This window comes from Actinokineospora diospyrosa (assembly GCF_024171925.1).
Lineage (GTDB): Bacteria > Actinomycetota > Actinomycetes > Mycobacteriales > Pseudonocardiaceae > Actinokineospora > Actinokineospora diospyrosa.
The window spans coordinates 39,500-56,574 of the sequence record NZ_JAMTCO010000007.1; the positions used below are offsets into that span (position 1 = coordinate 39,500).

The 17,075-nt window shown below is 70.4% G+C and carries 18 protein-coding genes; 12 read left to right on the forward strand and 6 right to left on the reverse strand.

Annotated features, from left to right (window positions below):
* Positions 1–51: 51 nt before the first annotated feature.
* Positions 52–447: a DUF5318 domain-containing protein gene (locus LV75_RS13995; RefSeq protein WP_253887328.1), complete on the reverse strand. Its 396-nt coding sequence runs from the start codon at positions 445–447 to the stop codon at positions 52–54.
* 264 nt (positions 448–711) lie between these two features.
* Between LV75_RS13995 and LV75_RS14000 the strand changes: the two genes are divergently transcribed.
* From LV75_RS14000 to LV75_RS14015, 4 genes are all read left to right on the forward strand, one after another.
* A complete protein-coding gene (locus LV75_RS14000) occupies positions 712–1,254 on the forward strand; it encodes a PadR family transcriptional regulator (protein WP_253887329.1) in 543 nt (180 codons plus the stop codon).
* A gap of 71 nt (positions 1,255–1,325) precedes the next feature.
* Positions 1,326–2,417, forward strand: coding sequence for an inositol-3-phosphate synthase (locus LV75_RS14005; RefSeq protein ID WP_253887330.1), 1,092 nt, complete (start codon positions 1,326–1,328; stop codon positions 2,415–2,417).
* Between the two features lie 274 nt (positions 2,418–2,691).
* A complete protein-coding gene (locus tag LV75_RS14010) occupies positions 2,692–4,746 on the forward strand; it encodes a PhoX family protein (protein WP_253887331.1) in 2,055 nt (684 codons plus the stop codon).
* A 55-nt stretch (positions 4,747–4,801) separates the two neighbouring features.
* Positions 4,802–5,470, forward strand: a complete 669-nt coding sequence (locus tag LV75_RS14015; protein ID WP_253887332.1) for an SDR family oxidoreductase — start codon at positions 4,802–4,804, stop codon at positions 5,468–5,470.
* 903 nt (positions 5,471–6,373) lie between these two features.
* Here LV75_RS14015 and LV75_RS14020 read toward each other — a convergent pair.
* A complete protein-coding gene (locus tag LV75_RS14020) occupies positions 6,374–7,678 on the reverse strand; it encodes an amidohydrolase family protein (protein ID WP_253887333.1) in 1,305 nt (434 codons plus the stop codon).
* A gap of 20 nt (positions 7,679–7,698) precedes the next feature.
* Positions 7,699–8,547, reverse strand: a complete 849-nt coding sequence (locus LV75_RS14025) for an NAD-dependent epimerase/dehydratase family protein (RefSeq protein WP_253887334.1) — start codon at positions 8,545–8,547, stop codon at positions 7,699–7,701.
* Between the two features lie 57 nt (positions 8,548–8,604).
* Here LV75_RS14025 and LV75_RS14030 point away from each other — a divergent pair, with 57 nt between their 5' ends.
* Together LV75_RS14030 and rarD are read left to right on the forward strand one after the other, a co-directional pair.
* Positions 8,605–9,540 carry an AraC family transcriptional regulator gene (locus LV75_RS14030; RefSeq protein WP_253887335.1) on the forward strand — a complete coding sequence of 312 codons (936 nt, stop codon included), beginning with the start codon at positions 8,605–8,607 and terminating at the stop codon, positions 9,538–9,540.
* 43 nt (positions 9,541–9,583) lie between these two features.
* The gene (gene rarD, locus LV75_RS14035) at positions 9,584–10,492 is read left to right on the forward strand and encodes an EamA family transporter RarD (RefSeq protein WP_253887336.1); all 909 of its coding nucleotides are present in this window, start codon (positions 9,584–9,586) and stop codon (positions 10,490–10,492) included.
* On the opposite strand, the gene LV75_RS14040 is transcribed toward rarD, so the two are convergent.
* The 3 genes from LV75_RS14040 to LV75_RS14050 are packed head-to-tail and all read right to left on the reverse strand — an operon-like array spanning position 10,489 to position 13,075.
* Complete coding sequence (locus LV75_RS14040; RefSeq protein WP_253887337.1) at positions 10,489–10,878, reverse strand: DUF3052 domain-containing protein; 390 nt, start codon at positions 10,876–10,878, stop codon at positions 10,489–10,491. The genes rarD and LV75_RS14040 overlap by 4 nt on opposite strands.
* The gene (locus LV75_RS14045) at positions 10,875–12,308 is read right to left on the reverse strand and encodes a glycosyltransferase family 87 protein (RefSeq protein ID WP_372504172.1); all 1,434 of its coding nucleotides are present in this window, start codon (positions 12,306–12,308) and stop codon (positions 10,875–10,877) included. The genes LV75_RS14040 and LV75_RS14045 overlap by 4 nt, the downstream gene beginning before the upstream one ends.
* Positions 12,305–13,075, reverse strand: coding sequence for a deoxyribonuclease IV (locus LV75_RS14050; protein ID WP_253887338.1), 771 nt, complete (start codon positions 13,073–13,075; stop codon positions 12,305–12,307). Before LV75_RS14050 ends, LV75_RS14045 begins: the two co-directional genes overlap by 4 nt.
* A gap of 206 nt (positions 13,076–13,281) precedes the next feature.
* On the opposite strand from LV75_RS14050, the gene LV75_RS14055 reads away from it, so the two are divergent.
* The 6 genes from LV75_RS14055 (at position 13,282) to rplI (ending at position 16,902) form a co-directional block, all read left to right on the forward strand.
* Positions 13,282–14,283, forward strand: a complete 1,002-nt coding sequence (locus tag LV75_RS14055; protein ID WP_253887339.1) for a hypothetical protein — start codon at positions 13,282–13,284, stop codon at positions 14,281–14,283.
* A 66-nt stretch (positions 14,284–14,349) separates the two neighbouring features.
* Positions 14,350–15,201 (forward strand): hypothetical protein, encoded by an 852-nt coding sequence (locus tag LV75_RS14060; protein WP_253887340.1) that lies wholly within the window; start codon positions 14,350–14,352, stop codon positions 15,199–15,201.
* A gap of 88 nt (positions 15,202–15,289) precedes the next feature.
* Positions 15,290–15,580, forward strand: a complete 291-nt coding sequence (rpsF, locus tag LV75_RS14065; RefSeq protein WP_204449606.1) for a 30S ribosomal protein S6 — start codon at positions 15,290–15,292, stop codon at positions 15,578–15,580.
* 2 nt (positions 15,581–15,582) lie between these two features.
* On the forward strand, positions 15,583–16,125 hold the full coding sequence (locus LV75_RS14070; RefSeq protein ID WP_253887341.1) for a single-stranded DNA-binding protein: 543 nt from the start codon (positions 15,583–15,585) through the stop codon (positions 16,123–16,125).
* Between the two features lie 56 nt (positions 16,126–16,181).
* Positions 16,182–16,430, forward strand: coding sequence for a 30S ribosomal protein S18 (gene rpsR / locus LV75_RS14075; protein ID WP_054053205.1), 249 nt, complete (start codon positions 16,182–16,184; stop codon positions 16,428–16,430).
* Between the two features lie 13 nt (positions 16,431–16,443).
* The gene (rplI, locus tag LV75_RS14080) at positions 16,444–16,902 is read left to right on the forward strand and encodes a 50S ribosomal protein L9 (RefSeq protein WP_253887712.1); all 459 of its coding nucleotides are present in this window, start codon (positions 16,444–16,446) and stop codon (positions 16,900–16,902) included.
* The last annotated feature ends 173 nt before the right edge of the window (positions 16,903–17,075 follow it).

The window sequence follows — 17,075 nt, forward strand, 5'->3', positions numbered from 1 at the left end:
CGCGCGGCAACGCACAGGTGCTCGCGAGGGGACCCGGTCACGCAAAGCACCTCACTCGGCTGCCGTCCTCCTACGGGTGGGGACTCCCCCGGTACCCAGGACGTACGACTGCACCAGGTGGTTCCACGAGCAGGTTCGACAAACCTCGACGGTGTAGACGGAGAACTCCTCGAACACCGCTGCCATCCGCGCCAGCTCCTCCGGCGCGCGGGCCGACCCGGAGGCGTGCTTGAGCTCGTCGCCGTAGACCCAGTTGACATTGGTGAGGTGTTCTTTCCGGCAGACCGGGCAGGTCACGTCGGTCGGCTGCCCGTGGAACTTGGCGGCGCGCAGCAGGTACGGGTTGGCGTCGCACACCTCGTTGGTGCCGACGCGACCCGAGTAGACCCCGGCGAGCAGCGATCTGCGCTGCAACGCGTAGTCGACCACCTGCCGCTGCGTTCGCACGAGGACAGCCTACGCGGCCGCGTTATCACGGCGGTGATCCGATTCGCGGCGCCGACATGCACCGCCTTCCCCATTCGTGATCAGCGCGTGCCCTGACCGGCCCCGATGCGCCCGGCCGTGCGGCGGCGGGCGGCGCGCGCGGGTGACGTGGTGATTGACACAGGCGGTCGAGTTGGCCAAGCTCGCGATGTATCGGCACGATATAAGTGACCAGTAGGTCAACCCACATCGTGCGGTGTTCGGTCCTGCGGAAGGGGGTGCCCCGTGCTCGAGTTCGCGATCCTCGGGTTGCTCCACGAGGCCCCGATGCACGGCTACGAGCTGCGCAAGCGCTTGCACGATCTGCTCGGCACGCTGCGGACGTTCTCCTACGGCTCGCTCTACCCGACACTGCGGCGACTGCTGCGGTCCGGGTGGATCGCCGAGGAGACCCCCGAGGGCGACCGGTCGTGGGGCAGGCGCGGCAAGCGCGTCTACAAGCTCACCGCGGAGGGCAAGGAGCACTTCGCGGACCTGCTGGCCGACGCGGGCCCGCAGACCTGGGACGACGAGGGTTTCGGCGTCCACATGGCGTTCTTCTCCCGGACCCCGGCCGAGGTGCGGATGCGCATCCTCGAGGGCAGGCGGCGCAGGGTCGAGGAACGCCGGGAGGGCCTGCGCTCGTCGATGGCGCGCGCGGGTGAGCAGATCGACCGCTACACCCGGGAGCTGCACCGGCTCGGCCTGGAGACCAGCGAGCGCGAGGTGCGCTGGCTCAACGAGCTGATCGCCAGCGAGCAGAGCGAGCAGCGCGACCCATCGGATTGACCGCGGGCAGGCAGGCGCCTGTGACGAGAGAACCGCGCCACGCGCGGCTGGAAACGAGAAGGAGAACCGGCATGGGCGAGAACCGCCAGAGCGTGCGGGTGGCCATCGTCGGCGTCGGCAACTGCGCGGCGTCGCTTGTGCAGGGCGTGCACTACTACCGCGACGCCGATCCGACGACGCGGGTGCCGGGCCTCATGCACGTCCAGTTCGGCGACTACCACGTGCGCGACATCGAGTTCGTCGCCGCGTTCGACGTCGACGCCAAGAAGGTCGGCCGCGACCTGTCCGAGGCGATCGTGGCCAGCGAGAACAACACCATCAAGATCTGCGACGTCCCGCCGCTCGGCGTGTCGGTGCACCGCGGCCACACCTTCGACGGCCTCGGCGAGTTCTACCGCGAGATGATCACCGAGTCCGACGAGGAGCCGGTCGACGTGGTCGCCGCGCTGCGCGAGGCCGAGGTCGACGTGCTCGTGTCGTACCTGCCGGTCGGCTCGGAGGAGGCGGACCGCTTCTACGCCCAGTGCGCCATCGACGCGGGCGTCGCCTTCGTCAACGCGCTGCCGGTGTTCATCGCCTCGGACCCCGAGTGGGCGGCGAAGTTCACCGAGGCGGGCGTGCCGATCGTCGGCGACGACATCAAGTCGCAGGTCGGCGCCACGATCACGCACCGGGTGATGGCGAAGCTGTTCGAGGACCGCGGCGTGGAGCTGCAGCGGACCTACCAGCTCAACTTCGGCGGCAACATGGACTTCATGAACATGCTGGAGCGCAAGCGGCTCCAGTCGAAGAAGATCTCCAAGACGCAGTCGGTCACCTCGCAGATCCCGCACGAGATGGCCAAGGCGGACGTGCACATCGGCCCGTCGGACCACGTGCCGTGGCTCGACGACCGCAAGTGGGCCTACGTCCGGCTGGAGGGGCGCTCGTTCGGCGACACCCCGCTGAACCTGGAGTACAAGCTCGAGGTCTGGGACTCGCCCAACTCGGCTGGCGTGATCATCGACGCGGTGCGCGCGGCGAAGATCGCCCTGGACCGGGGCATCGGCGGGCCGATCCTCTCGGCGTCCTCCTACTTCATGAAGTCCCCGCCGGAGCAGTACTCCGACGACGACGCCTTCGAGGCCGTGGAGGCCTTCATCCGCGGCGACGTCGAACGCTGAGACACTCCTCCCGCCACCCACCCCCTCATCCCCGCCCGGCATCGTCCCCGGCTCGGGTGCGCGGGCAGGCGGGACACAAGTGCCGAAGGGCCGCCACCCGTACTCGGGTGGCGGCCCTTCGGCGTCTGCGCGTCACGGTTCGGTTGCGCAGCGCGAGGAGCAAGGCGGAGCCGGAGGAGTTCGCTCGCTGTTCACGTAGATGCCCGCTTCACCTGGTTTCGGACTCCTAGGTTCACGCCGTTCCCACTTGACTGTCCGCACCCACGGAGGCTCCGTGACCACCACCGACGGCCGGATCTCGCTGCCGCTTTTGCCGCCGAACCACCCGCTTGGCCGCTCCTCGATCACCTGCGAGTACCGGTGTGGCAACGCCTGCTCGCACGAGGCGCCCAACACCACGGACAACGCCTACTTCGGCGACGTGGTCCGCTCGATCGTCAGCCGCCGCGGCATGTTGAAGGCGGGCGCGGTGCTCGCCGTCGCCGGTGCCGGGGTCGCGGGCATGGCCGGTACCGCGGCCGCGCACCCCGACCACGGTGGCCACGGCGGTCGTCCGCCGCGCGGCCCCAAGGGCTTGGACTTCACCGCCGTCGCGCCCAACCGCGAGGACCGGATCACCACCCCGGAGGGCTACCACAACTCGGTCGTCATCCGCTGGGGCGACCCGGTGCTGCCCGGCGCGCCCGCGTTCGACTTCGACAAGCAGACCGCCGCGGCGCAGGCCAAGCAGTTCGGCTTCAACAACGACTTCTGCGGGCTGGTGCCCTTCGGCCACGACCGCTGGCTCATGGTGAGCAACCACGAGTACACGACCGAGTCGGCCATGTTCAAGGGCTTCAGCCAGGCCAACCCGACCGAGGAGCAGGTCAAGATCGGCTGGGCCGCGCACGGCCTGTCGGTCGTGGTCGTCGAGCGCGACCGGCGCAGCGGCAAGCTGCTGCCCAAGCTCGACCGCCGCTACAACCGCCGGATCACGGTCACCTCGGAGTTCCAGGTCGACGGCCCCGCCGCGGGCAGCCAGTACCTGCGCACCACCGCGGACCCGTCCGGCCGCAAGGTGTTCGGCACGCTGAACAACTGCGCCGGTGGCGTCACCCCGTGGGGCACCATCCTCTCCGGCGAGGAGAACTTCAACCAGTACTTCGCCAACGCGGGCTCGGTGACCGAGCCGGTCGCCAAGGCCCGGCTGTCGCGCTACGGCCTCGCCGGGGCGGCCAGCACCCGCAAGTGGGAGAACTTCGACCCGCGCTTCGACGTGGCCAAGGAGCCCAACGAGGTCAACCGCTTCGGCTGGATCGTCGAGGTCGACCCGCTCGAGCCGGGTTCCAAGCCGGTGAAGCACACCGCGCTCGGCCGGTTCAAGCACGAGGGCGCGACCATCCAGATCGCCCGCAACGGCAAGGTCGTCGCCTACCTCGGCGACGACGAGCGCTTCGACTACATCTACAAGTTCGTGTCGAAGGAGCGCTACCGCCCGGGCGACCGCGCGCACAACAAGAAGCTGCTCGCCGAGGGCACCCTCTACGTCGCCCAGTTCACCGGTGACAGCCCGGCCACCGAGTTCGACGGCACCGGCAAGCTCCCCACCGACGGCGAGTTCGACGGCTCCGGCAAGTGGATCCCGCTGGCCTCCGGCGACAAGTCCTTCGTGGACGGCTTCACCGCCGAGGAGGTGTACGTCTTCACCCGCCTCGCCGCGGACAAGGTCGGCGCCACCAAGATGGACCGCCCCGAGGACATCCAGCCCAACCCGGTCAACGGCCGCATCTACGCCGCGCTGACCAACAACACCGACCGCGGCAAGCCGGGCAAGGAAGGCCCGACCGAGATCAACCCGCGCAACGGCAACAAGCACGGCCACATCCTGGAGTGGGCGGAGAGCAAGGGCGACCACACCGCGCTCACCTTCTCCTGGAAGCTGCTGCTGGTCTGCGGTGACCCGACCACCACCGACACCTACTTCGGCGGCTACGACAAGACGCAGGTCAGCCCGATCTCCTGCCCGGACAACGTCGCCTTCGACCGCCACGGCAACCTGTGGATCTCCACCGACGGCAACGCCCTGGGCTCCAACGACGGCCTGTTCGTGGTGCCGGTGGAGGGCCGCTACCGCGGTTACCTCAAGCAGTTCCTCACCGTGCCCCTCGGCGCGGAAACCTGCGGCCCGGTCATCGAGGACGACTTCATCCTCGTGTCCGTCCAGCACCCGGGCGAGCTCGACGGCGCCAGCGCCGACAACCCCCTCACCCACTGGCCCGACGGCGGCACGGCCCAGCCGCGCCCCGCGGTCGCGGTGATCTGGAAGTCCGGCTGCCGCATCGGCGAGTAGTAGGCCCCTGGGGCCCGTGCGCTTTCCGCTGCGCACGGGCCCTAGGTTTGCCCCCATGCCCCTGGCCTTGATCACCGGCGCCTCCCGCGGCATCGGCGCCGCCACCGCCCGCGCCCTAGCCGACTCCCACACCCTCCTGCTGGGTGGCCGCGACCGCGGCGCCCTCGCCGCCCTGGCAGCCGAACTCCCCGACGCCCGCCCCTGGCCGGTCGAACTGACCGACCCGTCCGCCCTCGCCGCCGCCACGTCCGATCTGTCCGAAGTGGACGTCCTGGTGCACTCGGCTGGCATCGCCCGGGTCGGCCCCCTCGAAGACGCCTCCGCAGCCCGCTGGCGGGAGATGTACGAGGTCAACGTCATCGCCGCAGTAGAACTAACACGGTTGCTGCTGCCCGCGTTGCGTGCGACCGGTGGGCATGTGGTGTTGGTGAACTCGGGTGCGGGTCGCAACGCCAACCCCGGGTGGGGGCCTTATGCGGCCAGCAAGTTCGCGTTGCGGGCTTATGCGGATGTGTTGCGGGGGGAGGAACCTGGGATTCGGGTGACCTCGGTCTTCCCCGGGCGGACCGACACCGCTATGCAGCGGACGGTTCGCGAGGACGAGGGCGGCGCTTATGAGGCGGAGCGCTACTTGCGGCCGGAGTCAGTGGCTGCCGCCATTCGCACGGCGGTGCTGGCAACGGCGGAGGCACATCTCACTGAGGTCGTGATTCGCTCGCGCTAGTTTCTGGCTGCTCCCCGTTTGGCTGAACCTTGCTGGCGCCTTGCTGTCGACCTGCGGTTCTGTTTGTCCACAACCCTTCTGGTTATCCACAGCTTTTCGCCGACCCCTTCCGCGGGCGTGAGACCGGGTAGACTGGCACCGGGGACGCCCCCCGTGGTGTGGTGGGGGTCGGGGCCGCACGGGGAGGGCCTCCGATTTGCGCGAATTGCCGGACGACCTGGCGATTCGCGCCGCTCTCTGCCTCAGCGATCCTTTCGGCACGCCCACATCGCCGCGACCGAGCTCCGGCTCTACCTCGCCCGAAGGTTCGACTCCACCCCTTCGTCAAGTCGCTCCCTTCGGCTGAACTTCCCACCGCTTATCTGCCCCCACCTGCGGATTCTGGTTATCCACAACCCCCTCCACCATCCCCAACTTTCCGCCGACCCCCTCCGCGGGCCCCACTCCCGATAGACTGGCACCGGGGACGCCCCCCGTGGTGTGGTGGGGGTCGGGGCCGCACGGGGAGGGCCTCCGATTTGTGTGAATGGCCGGTCGACCTGCGGACGCACACCCTTTAGACGCTGGCAACCGCCATCAGACGAGCGGGATCACCCCAGCCTTGCCGCGGCTACACCCCATTCCCACCCATCCGAAGTTTGATCCCACCGCCTCGCCAAACCGCCCTCATTCGGCTGAACTTCCCACCGCACATCCGCCCCCACCTGCGGATTCTGGTTATCCACAACCCATTCGGTCATCCACAGCTTTTCGCCGACCCCCTCCGCGGGCCCCACACCGGGTAGACTGGCACCGGGGACGCCCCCCGTGGTGTGGTGGGGGCTGGGGCCGCACGGGGAGGGCCTCCGAAGGGCGGATCCGGCGGCTGAGCTGGGGATTGACCAAGTAGACGCGCGAAGAGAGTTACACGAGCCGTCCAGCGGCTACGCGAGCTTTCGCCAGGGCGTCGGCCATCGGCACAGAAACGGTCTCGGCGTCGGATACCACCTGGGCGCCCGCGACCCAGACGTCCCGGACCGTTCGGCCGCCAGCTGCCCAGACCAGGTTCGACAGCAGGTGGTCGTCGGCGATGTCGAGGCCCGCGGCGAAGGCCGGGTCGTCCACGCCGATGTGCACGATGTCGGCCCAGGCGCCGGGTTCCAGGGTGCCGATGTCCGAACGGGACAGTGCGGCGGCGCCGCCGCGGGTGGCCAGCAGGAGCAGGTCCGCGGCGCGGAGCACGGTTGAGTCCATGGTGGACACGCGGGCGAGCAGACCGGCCAGGCGGACGTCTTCCCAGAGGTCGAGGTCGTCGTTGCTGGCGGGGCCGTCGGTGCCGAGGCCGAGGGGGACGCCCGCGGCGCGCAGGTCGGCGACGCGGGCGATGCCGGAGGCCAGTTTGGTGTTGGAGCCGGGGCAGTGGGCGACGCCGACGTTGTGCCGCTTGAGGGTGTTGATGTCCTCGTCGGACAGGTGCACCGCGTGGGCGGCGAGCACCCGTCCGCCGAAGAGGCCGACCTCGTCGAGCAGGGCGGGGACCGAGCCGTGCTTCTCGCGCTGCACGACGTCTTCCGGCAGCGACTCGGCGACGTGGATCTGGACCAGTGCGCCCCGCTCCCGCGCCGCCGCGCCGACCTGGGCGAGGGCGTCGGGGGAGAGGGTGTACGCCGAGTGCGGGCCGTAGCCGATCTCGATGCGCTCGCCGTGGCCGAAGCGCAGGCCGTCGTTGTCGATCCACGCGCTGGTCTGCTCGAGCTGCGCGGCCCAGTCCCAGCCGGGGGCGTCGATGATCGCCGGGGCCAGCACCAGCCTGGCCCCGGTGTCGAGCACCGCGCGGACCAGTTCCTCGCCGTAGAAGTACATCTCCGCGCTGGTCGTGACGCCCGCGCGCAGCATCTCCAGCGAGCCGAGGACCATGCCCGCGTACACGTCGTCCGGGGTCAGCTTCGCCTCGGTCGGCCAGATCACCTCGGTCAACCAGCGCATCAGCGGGAGGTCGCCGCCGAGGCCGCGCAGCAGGGTCATCGGGCTGTGCGCGTGCGCGTTGACCAACCCGGGCATCAGGATCCCGGTTACCCGCCGGGTGGGTCCGTCGTGCCGCGGCGCCTGGTCGGCGGGGCCCGTGTGGGTGATCCGACCGTCGTCGCCGATGTCGAGGACGGCGTCGCGGACCACGGTGCAGTCGGGGTCGCACGGGAGGAGCACGGGTGCGTGGAGGCGAAGCGGCATAGATGGATCCTGCCGGCCGCTCAAGCGGTCGACATCAGGTCGTCCGGGATGCCGCGGCCGATGGCGGGGGACCAGCCCGCCGCCTGGATGCGCGTGGTGTCGAGCACGGCGTCGGCGGCCAGGAAGCTCGCGCCCCAGCCGTGCGCGGCGATCGCCTCGTCCAGCGACCACGCGGCTACCGGGACGGCCGCCGCCGCGCCGACCGCGGTCATGAGGTCGACCAAGGACAGGTGTCCGTCCGCGACGTGGAACGCGCCGGTCGCCGGGGACTCCAGCAGCCGGGCGTAGGCGAGCGCGAGATCGCGGACGTGGACGGTGGACCAGCGGTTCTCGCCGTCGCCGATGTAGCGGGCCACCCCGTCGGCTGCGGCTTGGGCGACCAAGCGGTGCACCGGCCCGCCGCCGTCGCCGTAGACCATCGGCGGGCGGACGACGACACCGCGCACCCGCGAGTCCAGCACCCGCGCCTCGGCCTCGGCGAGCCACGCGAGCGGCCCGTCGGCGGGGGCGGTGTCGTCCTCGGTCACCGGGGTCCGCGATGACCGGGTCCGCGGCGCGCCGGTGGTCGTGATGAACACGCCGCCTGCCATCGCGCCGAGCATGGCGGTCACGGCGGCGCGGTCGACCTCGGCGCGGTCGGCGGTCTCGGTGGCGGCGGTGTGCACGACGCCGTCGCCCTCGGCGGCGGCGCGGGCCAGGGCGTCGAGGTCGGTCAAGCTCGCGCGGACCGGTTCGGCGCCGTGGCCGCGCACGACGGCCTCGGCGAGCGGGGTGCGGGCCAGGCCGCGCACCCGGTGCCCGCGGGCGATGAGGGTCCTGCTCAGCGCGGACCCGATGTACCCGCTGGCCCCGGTGACGAAGATGTCCACTGTGGTCTCCCGTTCTGGTGGTAGACCAAAGGTAGGAATCCGGTGGGGGTGGCGGGAATGCTCGGGGGTCCAGGCTTCATGCGCGACGGTCCAGGGGATGTGCTGTCCACGCTGCTGCGGCAGGTCCGCATCGGGGTGGCGCGGTTCGGGCGGGTGGAGCTGGGCGCGCCGTGGGGGGTGCGGTTGGCGCAGCGGGACACGGTCTCCCTGCACCTCCTGCTCGAAGGGGACCTGTGGGTAGACGACTGTCCTATCGCGGTCGGTGAGCTCGTGGCGCTCCACAGTGCACCCCACACCTTGCGCAACCACCCCGATGCCGAGGTGGTGGACGAGCCCGACTGGCCGAGTGACAGCGAGCTCACCGTCTACCGACGACTCGGTGGTGACGGCCAACGCACGGTCCTGCTCTGCGCCGAGGTGACCATCGAGGGCGCAGGGCGCTCTCTTCTCCTAAGAGCCCTCTCGCCGATGGTGCACCTACCGTCGAGCCTGCCCAGCTTCGAAGCGCTCCTCGACGCGCTACGCGACGAGATCCGGGAACGCCGCCCGGCGACCGAGGTGATCGCGGCCCGGTTGATCGAGTTGGTCCTCCTCCAGGTCATCCGGGTCGAACTCGCGCGACCCGCCGAGTCGGGCGCCTGGCGGGCGGCGCTGGCCGACGGCCGGATCGGGCGGGCGCTGGCGGCCATCTACACCGAGCCCGCCCGCGGCTGGACGGTCGCCGGGCTCGCGCGCGTGGCTGGGATGAGCCGGGCGGCGTTCGCGCCGCGGTTCCGCGAACTGGTCGGCGAGGGGCCCGGCGCGCACCTGACCCGCTGGCGGATGGACCTGGCGAAGGCGACCCTGCTGGAGCGGCCGGACCGGTCGGTCGCGCAGGTCGCCGCAGCGGTCGGGTACGGCAGCGAGTTCGCCTTCAGCACCGCGTTTCGCCGGGTCACCGGCTTGCCACCCGGCCGCTACCGGAATACCCACTTGCCCGAGGACGCTGTCTAGATGAAACACTGCGGCAATACATAGGATGATCGGAGGCCCGCGCATGGCGAGTCGACAGGGCCTCTGGCTCGGCTTCTTCGCCTACCTCGCGTGGGGCTTCTTCCCGCTGTACTGGCCGCTGCTCGCCCCAGCGGGCCCGGTTGAGATCCTGGCGCACCGGATCTGCTGGTCGCTCGTCGTCGTCGCGGCGATCACCGTGGTCGGCAAGCGCTGGAAGCACCTGCGCGCGATCAACCGCCGCACGCTCGGGTTCATCTCCGTCGGCGCGCTGACCATCGGCCTCAACTGGGGCATGTACATCTACGGCGTCAACAGCAACCAGGTGGTCGAGACCGCCCTCGGCTACTTCATCAACCCCCTGGTCACCATCGCCCTCGGCGTGGTGTTCATGGGCGAGCGGCTGCGCCCGGCGCAGTGGATCGGCCTGGCCGTCGCGTTCGCCGCCGTCGTGGAGTTGACCTTCGACTACGGCAGGCTGCCGTGGATCGCGCTGACCCTGGCGTTCTCGTTCGGCACCTACGGGCTGATGAAGAAGAAGGCCGACGTCGGCTCGAGCGAGGGCCTGGCGCTGGAGACCGCGATCCTCACCCCGCTCGCCTTCGGGTTCCTGGTGTTCACCCACAGCACCGGCGGTGGCACGTTCGGCCACGCGGGCTGGCTCAACGCCGTCCTCCTGGCGGGCACCGGCCTGATCACCGCCATCCCGCTGCTGCTCTTCGGCGCCGCGGCGACCAAGGTGCCGATGACCACGCTCGGCCTGCTGCAGTACTTCGTGCCGATCATCCAGTTCGGCATCGGCCTGCTGATCTTCCACGAGCAGATGACCACCGCCCGCTGGGTCGGCTTCGGCCTGGTCTGGCTGGCGCTGATCATCATCACCGCCGAGTCGCTGATCACCCGGCGCCGGGTCGGGGCGCGGCGGGTTGCCCAGCCGGAGCCGGAACTGGTCTAGCGGTCGACGAGCCTGCGGACCAGCTTGAGCCCCGACCACACCGCGTCGATGGCGCACACCTTCACGTCGACCAGGCCGTGCTCCAGCGCAAACCCGCGGACGCCGTTCTCGTCGAGGTCGGTCGGGACCTTCGCGGCCTTCTTCGGCCAGGCGACCCACAGCGCGCCGTCGACCTTGAGCCGCGCCACCGACGGCGCCCAGCCGCGAACCAGGTCAGCGGTCCACGGGCAGAACAGCAGCACCGCGTCGTAGGGCTCGCGACCGGCCCGGCTGTGGTGCGGGGCACCCAGGTCGAACCCCTCGGGCGCGCCGGTCACCAGCACCCGGGAGGCCGCCTTGACGCCCAACTTCTGCGCGAGCGGCTTGCCCGAGTACCCGGCGGTCATGTGCGGGCGGGGGCGGCGGGCAACAGCGGTTCGTCGACGGTGTCCTTCGCGCTGAGGAACGCGACGAACAGGCCGACCAGCAGCGCGGCCCGACCCCAGACGCCGATCATCACCGCCTGCGCGGCGAAGCCCTCGTAGATGCCCGAGGGCTGGCGGGCGGCGATCTGGGCGAACCAGAGGAAGATGCCGATCCCCATCGCCAGGTCCGCGACGCAGTAGGCCGCGATCCAGCCCCAGCGCAGGTTCAGCAGCACGAACATCGGCACCAGCCACAGCGTGTACTGCGGCGAGTGGACCTTGTGCAGCAGCAGGAACCCGCACAGCATGGCCGCCGACACCGCGATCCACGGGTAGGTGCCCTCGCGCTGGAACCGCAGCCAACCGATGACGCAGGCCACCGCGAACGAGGCGAAGACCAGGACCGGGGACATCACCCCGATGTACTCGTGCACGGTGAGGTTCTGCGGGTCCGAGTCCGGCCGCAGCGCCCAGAACCAGATCGAGTTCGCGGTGATGTCGGCCTTGCGCTGGCCCTGGAAGACGAACGAGGCCAGCCAGCCCTCGCGCCCGGCGATCGCGAACGGCAGGTTCACCGCGATCGCGGTGCCCATCGCCACCAGCGCGACCCGGACCATCCCGCTGATGTCGCGGGTCTTGCCCGCGGGCAGCTCGCGGCCGCCGCGACCGCCGGTGAGCACGTAGAGCATCAGCGGCAGCACGAAGATCGCCGGGTACAGCTTGAACGCGAACCCGAGGCCGAGCAGCACGGCGCTGAGCGTGGCCCGCTGCACGAGCGGCCGGTCCACCCCGCGCGCGCCCCAGCCACGGTGCACCACGTAGACGGCGGCGACCGCGCAGGCCACGACCGGCAGTTCCCAGTTGTGGAAGGCGTACATGACCAGCGGTGGTGACACCGCCCAGAGCAGCGCCCGCCAGCGCGACAGCCTGCCGAGCAGCCACGCGGTCAGCAGCCCGAACGGCGCCATGATCAGCGCGGAGGCGAGCAGGAACCCGGCGTCGGTGTGCACGAACAGCGCGCCAGCCCAGATGAGCAGGCCGGTCAGGACCGGGTACTCGACGGTGCCGCCGGAGAGCTCGCCGGTCGCGGAGATCTTGCCGTGCACGTACGGGAACACGTGCCGGTCGACGTCGCGGCCGATCCACAGGTACTGGATGTCGGAGTAGCAGACGTCGGCGTACTTGCGCTCGTCGAAGTCGGGCTGGCTGCGGCCCCAGGTGTCGAACTCCGGGCCGGTGCAGCGGTCCTTGTTGGCGAAGCCGAGCAGCAGGGTGATCCCGCACAGCAGCACCAGCACCGCGAGCGCGCCGCGGCCCAGGCGCGCGGCCGTCCCGGCCCCCAGCCGCGCCGGGGTGCCCGCCGGCTCGCCTGCCGGTGCGGCGGCGGTGACGCCAGTGGGCACTGTGCTCACCGTCCGAGCGCCTCACGCAGGAACGCGATATCCGCGGCTTGGCCCTCGGCCGGTGTCTCGACCACGACCGGGGCGCCCGCGGCGGCGACCACCCCGACCAGCTGGTCGGCGTCGATGGTGCCGGTGGCGATGTTGTCGTGCCGGTCGCGCGCCGAGCCGAACTCGTCGCGCGAGCTGTTGAGGTGCACCAGGTCGATCCGGCCGGTGATCGCCTTGACCCGCTCGACGATGCCGACCAGGTCCTCACCGGCGGCGAACGCGTGGCAGGTGTCCAGGCAGAAGCCCGCGTCGAACTCGGCGACGGCGTCCCAGAGCCGGGCGAGCACGTCGAACCGGCGGGCCATGGCGTTGTCGCCGCCCGCGGTGTTCTCGATCAGGATCGGCACGCCGAAGCCGCCCTCGGCGTGCTGGCGCTCGAAGAACTTGCGCCAGTTGTCGATGCCGACCTGCGGGTCCTCGCCCTTGTTGACGTGCCCGCCGTGCACGACCAGGCCCTTCGCGCCGACCTTGGCCGCCGCGTCGGCGTGCTGGGTGATCAGCTTGCGGGAGGGGATCCGGATCCGGTTGTTCGTCGACGCCAGGTTGACCACGTAGGGCGAGTGCACGAAGACGGTGAGGTCGGTGGCGAGCAGTTCGTCGGCCTTCGGGTGCGGCTTGGGCGCTTTCCAGTCCTGCGGGTCGGCGAGGAAGAACTGCACCACGTCGGCGCCGCGTTCGCGCGCTGCGTCGAGCGGGTCGTCATCGCGGACGTGGGCACCGATGCTCATGGCCGGAAAGGGTAGTCGTCGACTCCGACCGTGGGACCCCTCGGTGGTCGGTGAATCAGCGTCCGAGTGGGCCGGTGAGCGGCCCGCCTGCTCCAACCGGGCTAACGCGAAGCACTTTCGTGGAAACCCCTCCCGTGCACGTCACCATGTCGGGTTACAGTCGTTGTCTCCCAGTGAAGCTACTCGCCGGTATTCGGAGGATCTTCATGCGACGGCGTGGCAAGGTTTACGCGACCGGGCTCGTGCTGGTCATCAGCGGCACAGCGGCCGGCGTGCTGGCGGGCGCCGGTACGGCCGCGGCGGCCCCGCCCATCGTGGTCGGCAGCTGCGCGACGACGATCCAAGGTGCCCCGGGTACTCCGATCTCGCTTAGCCCCACCGCGGTACTCGACCCGGTCTTACGGGTGGTCAACGCCGTCCCACTGTTAGGTCCAACGCTGTCCGGCGGGGTTCGCGGCGCGGTGACGTCTATGGGAAACATCCCGCTCGGCGTCATCCCGGCGGCTAACTCGACGATCCCCGGCAGCACTATCGCAGCTGCGGCGGTGCCACAGATCAAGGCCGCGATCACCAAGGTTCCGCTTATCGGCCAGGCACTGTCCGGCATCGTCTCCGGCGTCCAAGGCGCCTTGACCGCGGGCTGCTCGATCACGGTCACTGTGGTCAACGCGGTCGCAGCGCCGGTTCAGGAAGGCGCGGGTGCCGTCGCTGGCGCTGTTGAGCGCGGCGCGGCAGCTCTACCGCCGCTGGCCCCGGGTACACCCGGCGTGCCCAACAAGCCCGGTACGAACCCGTCGCCCGGTACTGGGGGCAACCCGCAGACTCCGCCTGGCACGCCGGGCACCAACGGGCCGGGTACCTCTGTTGTTGGCGGTATTAACCCGGGCAGCTTGCCGCTCTATGGGTCCGGACTGAGCTTCGGACGGTCACCGATGACCGACTACTCCGGCATCCCCTACGCCCAGGCCGGGCTGTTCTCCCCGTCGCCCGGCGTCCGCTACGGCGGTTCCATCCCCGGGTACGCGCCGCAATTCGGCATCCTCGGCACGGGCGACGCGGACGGCGTCCAAGCCGCCGGGCACGCGGAAGCGCTCGACGCTCCCGGCAGCCGGGGTGTCGGGCTGCCGGTGCTGCTCGCCGTGCTCGCGCTCTCCGGGGTCACCGCCGCGCTCGTGCGCACCTGGGTATTGCGCCGCACCCCCGCCTGACCCTAACTTAACTCGCCGGTAGGTTTCCGCGAACGAGTGATTCTCGTTCGAGTGAAGGGACTCGGCGTGCGTCGACGGCTCATGACGGTCACCGCGGTACTGCTCGGGACGGCCGTCCTCGGCGCCGCTCCAGCCAGCGCGGCCCCGCTGCCGTTCCTCGCCGTGGATTGCGCCCAGACCGTGCTCGCATTCAGCGGCCAGCCCGTGCAGCTCGCCAGGATCGCGGTCACCGGCATGGTCACCAAGGCGGTCCGGGAGACCCCCGGTCTCGGCCTGCTGCGGTCCACCTCGGTCGGGTTGAGCTTCCCGCTCGGTCCGGCCATCGCGGTCGGGACCGTGCCGGACGGCACCGCGCAGGTGAGCGCCGCGCAGGTCGCGGACGCCGTCGTCGAGGCGGTGCGGCCGCTCAAGGAGATCGAACCCGCGGTGGACGCCGTCCTCGCGTCCGTGCGCGCGCAGGTCACCGAGCACTGCGGCATGACGTTGCGGGCGATCAACCCGAGCGCCCCGACCAACCCGGGCAAACCGGGGACCACGCCGACGCCGGGCAAACCGACCCCGGGCCAGCCGGGCACCCCAGCCCCGACCACGCCCAACGCGCAGCCGGTCGGCGGCGCCCCGCAGGCCCCCGAGGTCGCGCTGTACCGGGCCGCTCCGCGCGACTACGGCACCGTGCCGTACGCCAGCGCGGGGGTCTACGCGCCCGGCCCGGAGGTCCGCTACGGCGGCGTCCCCGGTTACGCGCCACAGTTCGGCATCCTCGGTTCTGCTCCGACCGGGTTACGCACGGTCGGGGAGGCCCATGCACTGCCCGTGACCCCGGCGGGCGCCGTCGGCCTGCCGGTCATGCTGGCCGCGCTGGCGCTGTCGGTGGTCACTGGTGCACTGGTCCGCAGCTGGGTGCTGCGCGGGACGTGAGCGGCGAGCTGTTACGCTGCGTCCGCTAAAGACCCTCCTGCCACGGATCGTCCGTGGCCGCCGAGTCCACAGGAGGTGAGTGGTCTTCATGCGTCATTACGAGGTCATGGTCATCCTCGACCCCACACTCGACGAGCGCACGGTCGCGCCGTCGCTCGACACGTTCCTCAACGTCATCCGCACGTCGGGTGGCAACGTTGAGAAGGTCGACATCTGGGGCAAGCGCCGGTTGTCCTTCGAGATCAAGAAGCACAGCGAGGGCATCTACGCCGTGCTCGACGTCAACGCCGAGCCGGACGCGGTCAAGGAACTGGACCGCCAGCTGTCGCTGCAGGAGTCCGTTCTGCGGACCAAGGTCATGCGGCGCGAGAACGCCTGACCATGGCAGGGGACACGATCATCACGGTCGTCGGCAACCTGACCGCGGACCCGGAGCTGCGGTTCACCCCCTCGGGTGCCGCCGTCGCCAGTTTCACCGTGGCGTCCACCCCGCGCACCTTCGACCGCCAGTCCGGCGAGTGGAAGGACGGCGAGGCGCTGTTCCTGCGCTGCAACATCTGGCGCCAGGCGGCTGAGAACGTCGCCGAGTCGCTGACCAGGGGCTCCCGCGTGCTGGTCACCGGCCGCCTCAAGCAGCGCTCGTTCGAGACCCGCGAGGGCGAGAAGCGCACCGTCATGGAGCTCGAGGTCGACGAGGTCGGCCCCTCGCTGCGCTACGCGACCGCCAAGGTCAACAAGGTCAGCCGGGGCACCGGCGGCGATGGTGGCGGCTTCGGCGGCGGCAGTGGCGGCGGCGGGCGCAGCGGTGGCGCAGGCGGTGGTGGCGGTGGCTACAACGGCCCGTCCGCACCGCCCGACGACCCGTGGGGCTCCGCACCGCCCGCAGGTGGCGGCGGCGGTTTCAACGACGAACCGCCGTTCTGACCGGGTAACGCACCCAACCCAGACGCTTTCTCGACATACCACTCAGGAGTTTGACCGTGGCCAAGCCACCGATTCGCAAGCCCAAGAAGAAGGTCTGCGTCTTTTGCAAGGACGTCAAGAAGGACCGTCCGGTCAACATTGACTACAAGGACACCACGCTGCTGCGCAAGTACATCTCCGACCGCGGCAAGATCCGCGCGCGTCGGGTGACCGGCAACTGCAGCCAGCACCAGCGTGACGTCGCCATCGCGGTGAAGAACGCCCGCGAGGTCGCTCTGCTCCCGTACACCTCGACCGCCCGCTGACCAGGAGGGGACGATCATGAAGCTCATCCTCACCACCGACGTCAGCGGCCTGGGTGGCCCCGGTGACCTCGTCGAGGTCAAGGACGGCTACGGCCGCAACTACCTGCTGCCGCGCGGCTTCGCCATCCTGGCGACCAAGGGCGCCGAGAAGCAGGTCCAGGTCATCCGCCGGGCGCAGGAGGCCAGCCGGATCCGCAACCTCGACCACGCCAAGGAGGTCAAGGCCGCGCTGACCGCGCTGGGCAGCGTCCCGCTCAAGGCCAAGGCCGCCTCGGGGTCGGGCAAGCTGTTCGGCTCGATCACCACCGCCGACATCGTCGCCGCGGTCAAGGCGGCCGGTGGCCCGGTCCTCGACAAGCGCGCCGTCGAGGTCGCTGGCCACATCAAGACCGTGGGCAAGCACTCGGTGAGTGTTCGCCTGCACCCCGATGTCACCGCCGCGTTCACGGTGCACGTCGCCGCCGCGAGCTGACTCACGCACGCTGAACCGCCCCGCTCGGTCACGCTGAGTGGGGCGGTTCTGCGTCTGCGCAGTTGTCCACAGGTCGTGGTCACCCTGCCGAGCGAACCACCCCGCGACACGCCGAAAAACGACGATGGCGCGACACGCCGAAGAACCGGGCGGGCAATTTCTCCACAAGTTGT